The following is a 5,302-nucleotide window of genomic DNA, read 5'->3' as shown; positions in this document are numbered from 1 at the left end:
TCTTGACGGTCCGTGGCTCGCCGCCCCGCCGAGTTCCTGAGCCACAAGCCAGCCGGACTGAAGCGCCATCGATATCCCCTCGGCGATAATCGGATGCGACTCGCCTGCGACATTGCCGACGCGGAAGATGTCCGCTTCGTAGCCTGCGCGGATGCCCGGCCGGATCGGGCCTGCGGCGAGCCACGGACCGTCAAGACGGGCATCCGCCAGCGCGTCCCGTGCGCCCCGGCATGTCGCCCTGATGTGACGCTCGACGGCTTCGGCCGCCGGAACATGGCCGCCGCGTTCGCGGGTAAGGCTGCCGCGCAGCCGGGCAAGCACGTCGCGCCTAATGCAGCACGAGATCGATAGGCGGCCACGGTCGGCGAGTACCATGCCGCCGTAGCCGCCGGGAAAAGTGAGCAGCGGCATCAGATCGGGCGGCAGCGCCGACCCGGTGAAATGCGCCTTGAACCCGAGCAGGTCCGAGGAGCGGCTTTGCTTCCCGAGCTGGCTCGGCAGCGGCCCCGGCTCCCACGAACCGTGTGCAGCGACGATTACCGATGCCCGCAGGGTCATCCCCTCCTCGCCGGGACTGCCGCTTGTAGTCTGGATCCGCACTGCCTGGCGGTCGCCATCCCTTTCGATGGCGATGGCACGGCAGGGCTGGAACACTTCCACGCCAGCCGAGCGGGCCGCGTCGAGCAGCAGCGTGTCCAATATGTCGCGGCCAAGCGCGCGGCCGAAGCCGTTTCTTGCCGCGGGTCCGGATCGCGCGCCCGGCATCGGCGCCTCGATGCTGGCATTGCCGGAAAAGAGGCCGACCCGGCGTATTTCCGGACCGGCCTCGCCGCGCCAAGCATCGCCGATACCCAGCCGGTCAAGGAGCGCGAGGTTGCTTGCCGAGATGTATTCGCCGCATACCTTGCGGCGCGGAAACGCGCTCTTCTCCACGATCGCGACAGCCCATCCGCGCCGGGCGAGCGCCAGCGCCGCCGACGTGCCCGCCGGGCCGGCGCCGATGATGATCGCATCGTGGGTGGATGCGCGCTTCACGGCTTATCCCTGGGCGCATCCCCGACCTGGATCGCCGAGGCCCCGACAAAGACATGCGAGAAAGGCCCTGCGCGCCGTTCCTCGAGCGGGTTGCCGCCGGCGGCAGCCCAAAGATCGGAAAGCTCGTGGCCGCGAAAGCCGGCGCGGACGCTTTCAACCGCATCATGTCGCGTGACGTCGTTGACGCCAATTGCCGGCAGAAGCCGAGCCGCGACCAGTGCAAAGCCCGCCCGCAGCGGTTCCGTCGCCAGGATGAGCGGCGCCTTGGGCCGCAAAAGCGAGAACAGGCGAAGCAGTGCAGCATCGTTGAAATGATGCAGGAAGAGGTTGACCGTGATCGCGTCGAAGGCCCTGCCATCCGCCCTCTCTGCCCAATCGAAGACATCTGCGGTGATGGTTTCGACCCTCCATCCCAGCCCGGCGAAATCCGCCGCGAGCTTCGGCGTGGCGAGGCCGATGCGATCGAGCATCGTCAGCTCCACCTGGCGCCAATCGCGTGCCATGCGCCTCGCCACCTTGAGCATGAAGGTGCCGTCACCGGCGCCGATCTCCAGGATGCGGCCCGGCGGCCTCGCCAAAAATTTCCGCATGAGCGAGGCCATGATCGGCGCCTGGAACATCAGCGCGTTGATGCGGGCGAGATCGCGGCGCGAGCGGATTGCCCGCGCATCGTCGGCCGCGAGCCCGTCCAGGATTTCCGGAACGAGGCTGCGTTCAGCGAGCGCACTCATGAGACGGTCCTGAACAGCATGGTCTCGGCCGTCAGCCCGGGCCCGAACGACATGCCGCAGCCGAGCAGCCCGCCCGGCTTCTTCAGCATCTTCTCCATCACGAACATGACGGTTGGCGACGACATGTTGCCATACTGGCGCAGCACCTCGCGCGAGGGCTCGAGCGCGGCGGGCTCGAGTTCAAACGCCCTTTCGACGGCGTCGAGAATGCTGCGGCCGCCGGGATGCACAGCCCAGAGGTCGATCGCTTCCGGCGCCCGGCCTGCGAGGATCGCGTCCCGGTTGCTGCGCAGGGCTTCCTGGACAGCGGCCGGCACCTTGCCGGAAAGAACCATGTCGAAACCTTGGTCGCGGATATCCCAGGTCATCAGTTCGCGCTGCTCGTTCGCGACGGCGCAGCGGAAGGAGTCGAGCTCGATGCCGGGCGGCTCGGCGGTGACGATGCTCGCAGCGCAGCCGTCGCCCCAGAGGCAGAAGCAGAGCAGCTTTTCCAGTTCGGTGGTTTCCCTGATGTGCAGTGTGCAGATCTCGATGTTGACCAGCAGTACCCTTGCCCCCGGATCGGAGCGTACGATGTGGCGTGCAAGCTTGAGGCCGTTGACCGCAGCGTAGCAGCCCATGAAACCGATCATCGTGCGTTCGACGCCGTCCGCAAGGCCGCAGCGCTGAACCAGGTCGAGGTCGATGCCGGGCGCGGAGAAACCGGTGCAGGTGGTGACGATGAGGTGTGTGATGCGCGAAGCCTCGTTGCCGAGATGCAGCCCGTCGACGCCCTTTTGCGCCAGCGCGGGGGCGGCCTCTGCGAACATAGCCATTCTGGCGGCCGTCCCGGGAAATGCCCCCCGCTTGAAGATCCCGCCGAGATCGACCGACGGCCCTTCGGGGTCGAGAGCCGGGGCAAAGCAGGAGAAGCGGTGGTCAATGCCGGCAAGCCCGGCCATGCGTTCGAATAGTTTCCTGCGGTCGCTGCAGAGCATGGAGGCCGCGTAGCGCAGGTAGAACTGGTGGACTTCATGCTCCGGAACCGCCGTCGCGATCCGGTTGATGTAGGCGTTAGCGGACATTTACTGTCTCCCTGGGCCTCGGCGCGGTGCGCGCTGTTGCCGGAGGGGTTCCTTGCTCAAGAGCGCGCCTTGGCAGGCGCCAAGCGCTGACTGTTGCCTGTTCGATAAACGTTTCGGAAAACCTGTTTCTTCCCTGGCGTGTGATCCCGAAACTAAAAGATTTGAAGGGGATAATAGGCAAATCAAAGTGTTACAGCCTTTTCCGCGCCCTAGCAGCAGGCAAGGATTTCGGCTCGATCACTTGCTGCCCTGCACCGTTCCGGGCACGATCAAGGCTCCCTGATCGCGCTCTGAATATCTGAAGCCGATAAAGAACAAGGCGATGATGATGAGGCCAACCGCCAGCACGATGGCGAGGGTCCTTCCCGGGTTTTCGGCAGGCGGTCTATCTAGCATGGTGGTTCGCCTCCCATATCAACCTGGCGAAGGCGGGAAGGGTTCCCAGGCACGTGTAACGCTCACCCGGTCCGACATTGAACGGTATCGGCAAGGAAGCGGGAAGCGCACGCACCCCAGGGGGCGAATAGCGACTACCGGCGATAGCTGCAAATTGCATCAATCGAATTGTGAAAAAATTAATCAGCGCTTTCTAATATTGTTGGTCACCCGGCAAGAATTCCGGTAACGGACCCATGACCAAGAACCTCGGCAACGCCAAGCCCAGCGCCCCTGCGGGCGAGATAAGATCCTCGCCATTCGGCAGGATAGCGCCGGCGCTGTTCCCGCTGGCAGTCGTGGCGCTGGGCTATCTCGTGGGCAAGCAGTTCTTCGGTTTCTGATGCTGGGCAAATGTTCTGTGGAGGCGGGCCGGAGCCTCGCGCGGGCCGGTGCTCGTATTCGGCCGTTTGCGCCCCTCCCACTGCTTTGGTCCTAGGGCCTAGGTCGTTCTTGCCCTTGCATTAGTACAAGCGCATGTTCGAAGTAGCCGGCAGGCTCGCAAACTCCGGTCAGGCCCGGCCGCCGAACCCAAAACACCCCCCCAGGCTGCCGGGCCGCCGGCGCGCCTTGCAAGCAAGCCCTCCACACCACCGATCGGTCCGCAACCAGCGCTGCTGCCGCGGTGGACCTGCACGCCCCCCTCACAATCGCTCTAAAGCGCTCGAGAGGCGTATCGTTGCGCGGACCGGGCGCCGCATCGAAGTCGAATTCTACCTTGGGTGTCCTTCAAGCTTTCAGTGTCTGGATTTTATCCATTTTGAACGGCCCTTACCGGAAATCTGTATTTTCGACATCAAGTGTGCTCGTGCCTTGCAACTATTCTCCGGCTGAGGATAATAAGCGGTTGCTTGCGGCGACCCTTCGTGCGTTAAATCGTATTGCTGTTCGAGGATGCAATTCTTAGGGCGACGAGCTGGAGCTGCACATGGTGGCAGGCGAACCAGACAGTGTCCGCGTAAAATTCATCAACGGCCAATGGCTGGTGCGCGTCGTCGAAGGCGGCCGGCTGGCCCATCAGTTGTTCAACATCCACGCGGAAGCCGAAGCCTTCGCCGAGGAGGAACGCCACCGGCTGGGCCTGCCGGGCGAGCCGCCGGCCGCGGAGCCGGCCGCGCCAAAGCGGCGCGGCGGGCGCAGACGCTGAGCGCCCGATATCCTCAATTCGTGTGGCTTGCCATCGCCTCACCGGCAACCAGTTTGCGCTCCGCGGAAAATGCGGGAACAATCGGCGGGACGGGGAAGTGCTGCCGATGTGCAATCTTTACAACATCACCACAAGCCAGGAAGCGATCCGCCAGTGGACGCGAGCGCTGCGCGACATTTCGGGCAATCTCGAACCTTCGGTCGACATCTATCCCAACCAGCCGGCGCCGGTGGTGCGCAATGCCGCCGACGGCAGCCGCGAGCTCGCCCGGCTGCGCTGGGGCATGCCGACGCCGCAGGAACGCGTGCGCGGCAATGCCGATCCCGGCACGACCAACATCCGCAACCCGCAATATGCCCACTGGCTGCCTTATCTCGGCGTCGAGAACCGCTGCCTGGTGCCGGTGACGAGCTTTGCCGAACCCTCGCCAAAGCCCGGCGACAAGGATCCTGAAACCGGCGTGCAGAAGAATTTCTGGTTCGCGCTCGGCGAGGCCCGCCCGCTGTTCTTCTTCGCCGGGATGTGGACGCCTTGGCATGGCGTGCGCAAGGTAAAGGAAGGTCCGGGCGACCACGAGCTCTACGGCTTCCTGACGACCAGGCCGAACGCGTTGATCGCGCCGATCCACGAGAAGGCGATGCCGGTGATCCTGACCACCGAGCCGGAAACCGAGCTGTGGCTGACAGCGCCGTGGTCGGAGGCGAAGACGCTGCAGCGGCCGGCGCCGGACGACGCGCTGGTGATCGTGGACAAGCCGGCGACGCAGATCAAGTTTCCGGCGGAACCGCCGGCGCAGGGGTCGTTGTTTTAGCTCCTCGCCTTCTGCAGCACCCAGATATAACCCTTGGGCGGATGGTCCTGGTCGATAAACTGGGTCTTGACCTCAGTGT

The 5,302-nt window shown here is 64.6% G+C and carries 7 protein-coding genes; 3 read left to right on the top strand and 4 right to left on the bottom strand.

The annotated features are described in order from the left end of the window. The 4 genes from CK215_RS30445 to CK215_RS31580 form a co-directional block, all read right to left on the bottom strand. Nucleotides 1–1,035 (bottom strand): NAD(P)/FAD-dependent oxidoreductase (locus CK215_RS30445; RefSeq protein WP_095833141.1); only part of this gene is annotated, 1,035 nt, incomplete at its 3' end. Beyond that, complete coding sequence (locus tag CK215_RS30440; RefSeq protein ID WP_095833140.1) at nt 1,032–1,766, bottom strand: methyltransferase domain-containing protein; 735 nt, start codon at nt 1,764–1,766, stop codon at nt 1,032–1,034. The genes CK215_RS30440 and CK215_RS30445, both read right to left, overlap by 4 nt. Beyond that, complete coding sequence (locus CK215_RS30435) at nt 1,763–2,830, bottom strand: type III polyketide synthase (protein WP_095828765.1); 1,068 nt, start codon at nt 2,828–2,830, stop codon at nt 1,763–1,765. Before CK215_RS30435 ends, CK215_RS30440 begins: the two co-directional genes overlap by 4 nt. A gap of 237 nt (nt 2,831–3,067) precedes the next feature. After that, nucleotides 3,068–3,226 (bottom strand): hypothetical protein, encoded by a 159-nt coding sequence (locus tag CK215_RS31580; RefSeq protein ID WP_156751168.1) that lies wholly within the window; start codon nt 3,224–3,226, stop codon nt 3,068–3,070. A 236-nt stretch (nt 3,227–3,462) separates the two neighbouring features. Here CK215_RS31580 and CK215_RS31575 point away from each other — a divergent pair, with 236 nt between their 5' ends. From CK215_RS31575 to CK215_RS30420, 3 genes are all read left to right on the top strand, one after another. Further along, entirely contained in the window at nt 3,463–3,609 is a 147-nt protein-coding gene (locus CK215_RS31575; RefSeq protein WP_082980599.1) for a hypothetical protein, read from the top strand. Nucleotides 3,610–4,193: 584 nt separating this feature from the next. After that, nucleotides 4,194–4,412, top strand: a complete 219-nt coding sequence (locus tag CK215_RS30425; protein WP_095833139.1) for a hypothetical protein — start codon at nt 4,194–4,196, stop codon at nt 4,410–4,412. Between the two features lie 106 nt (nt 4,413–4,518). Beyond that, the gene (locus CK215_RS30420) at nt 4,519–5,223 is read left to right on the top strand and encodes an SOS response-associated peptidase (protein ID WP_066999284.1); all 705 of its coding nucleotides are present in this window, start codon (nt 4,519–4,521) and stop codon (nt 5,221–5,223) included. Nucleotides 5,224–5,302 lie beyond the last annotated feature (79 nt).

Origin of the sequence: Mesorhizobium sp. WSM3864 (assembly GCF_002294955.1) — a bacterium.
Classification (GTDB): Bacteria; Pseudomonadota; Alphaproteobacteria; order Rhizobiales; family Rhizobiaceae; genus Mesorhizobium.
Note: the sequence above shows the minus strand (reverse complement) of the source record. Positions and strands in the feature narration are given on the sequence as shown.

Coding starts and splice junctions, on each gene's coding strand:
- CK215_RS30440 (WP_095833140.1), bottom strand. CDS start 1,766: ATGAGTGCGCTCGCTGAACGCAGCCTCGTTCCGGAAATCCTGGACGGG.
- CK215_RS30435 (WP_095828765.1), bottom strand. CDS start 2,830: ATGTCCGCTAACGCCTACATCAACCGGATCGCGACGGCGGTTCCGGAG.
- CK215_RS31580 (WP_156751168.1), bottom strand. CDS start 3,226: ATGCTAGATAGACCGCCTGCCGAAAACCCGGGAAGGACCCTCGCCATC.
- CK215_RS31575 (WP_082980599.1), top strand. CDS start 3,463: ATGACCAAGAACCTCGGCAACGCCAAGCCCAGCGCCCCTGCGGGCGAG.
- CK215_RS30425 (WP_095833139.1), top strand. CDS start 4,194: ATGGTGGCAGGCGAACCAGACAGTGTCCGCGTAAAATTCATCAACGGC.
- CK215_RS30420 (WP_066999284.1), top strand. CDS start 4,519: ATGTGCAATCTTTACAACATCACCACAAGCCAGGAAGCGATCCGCCAG.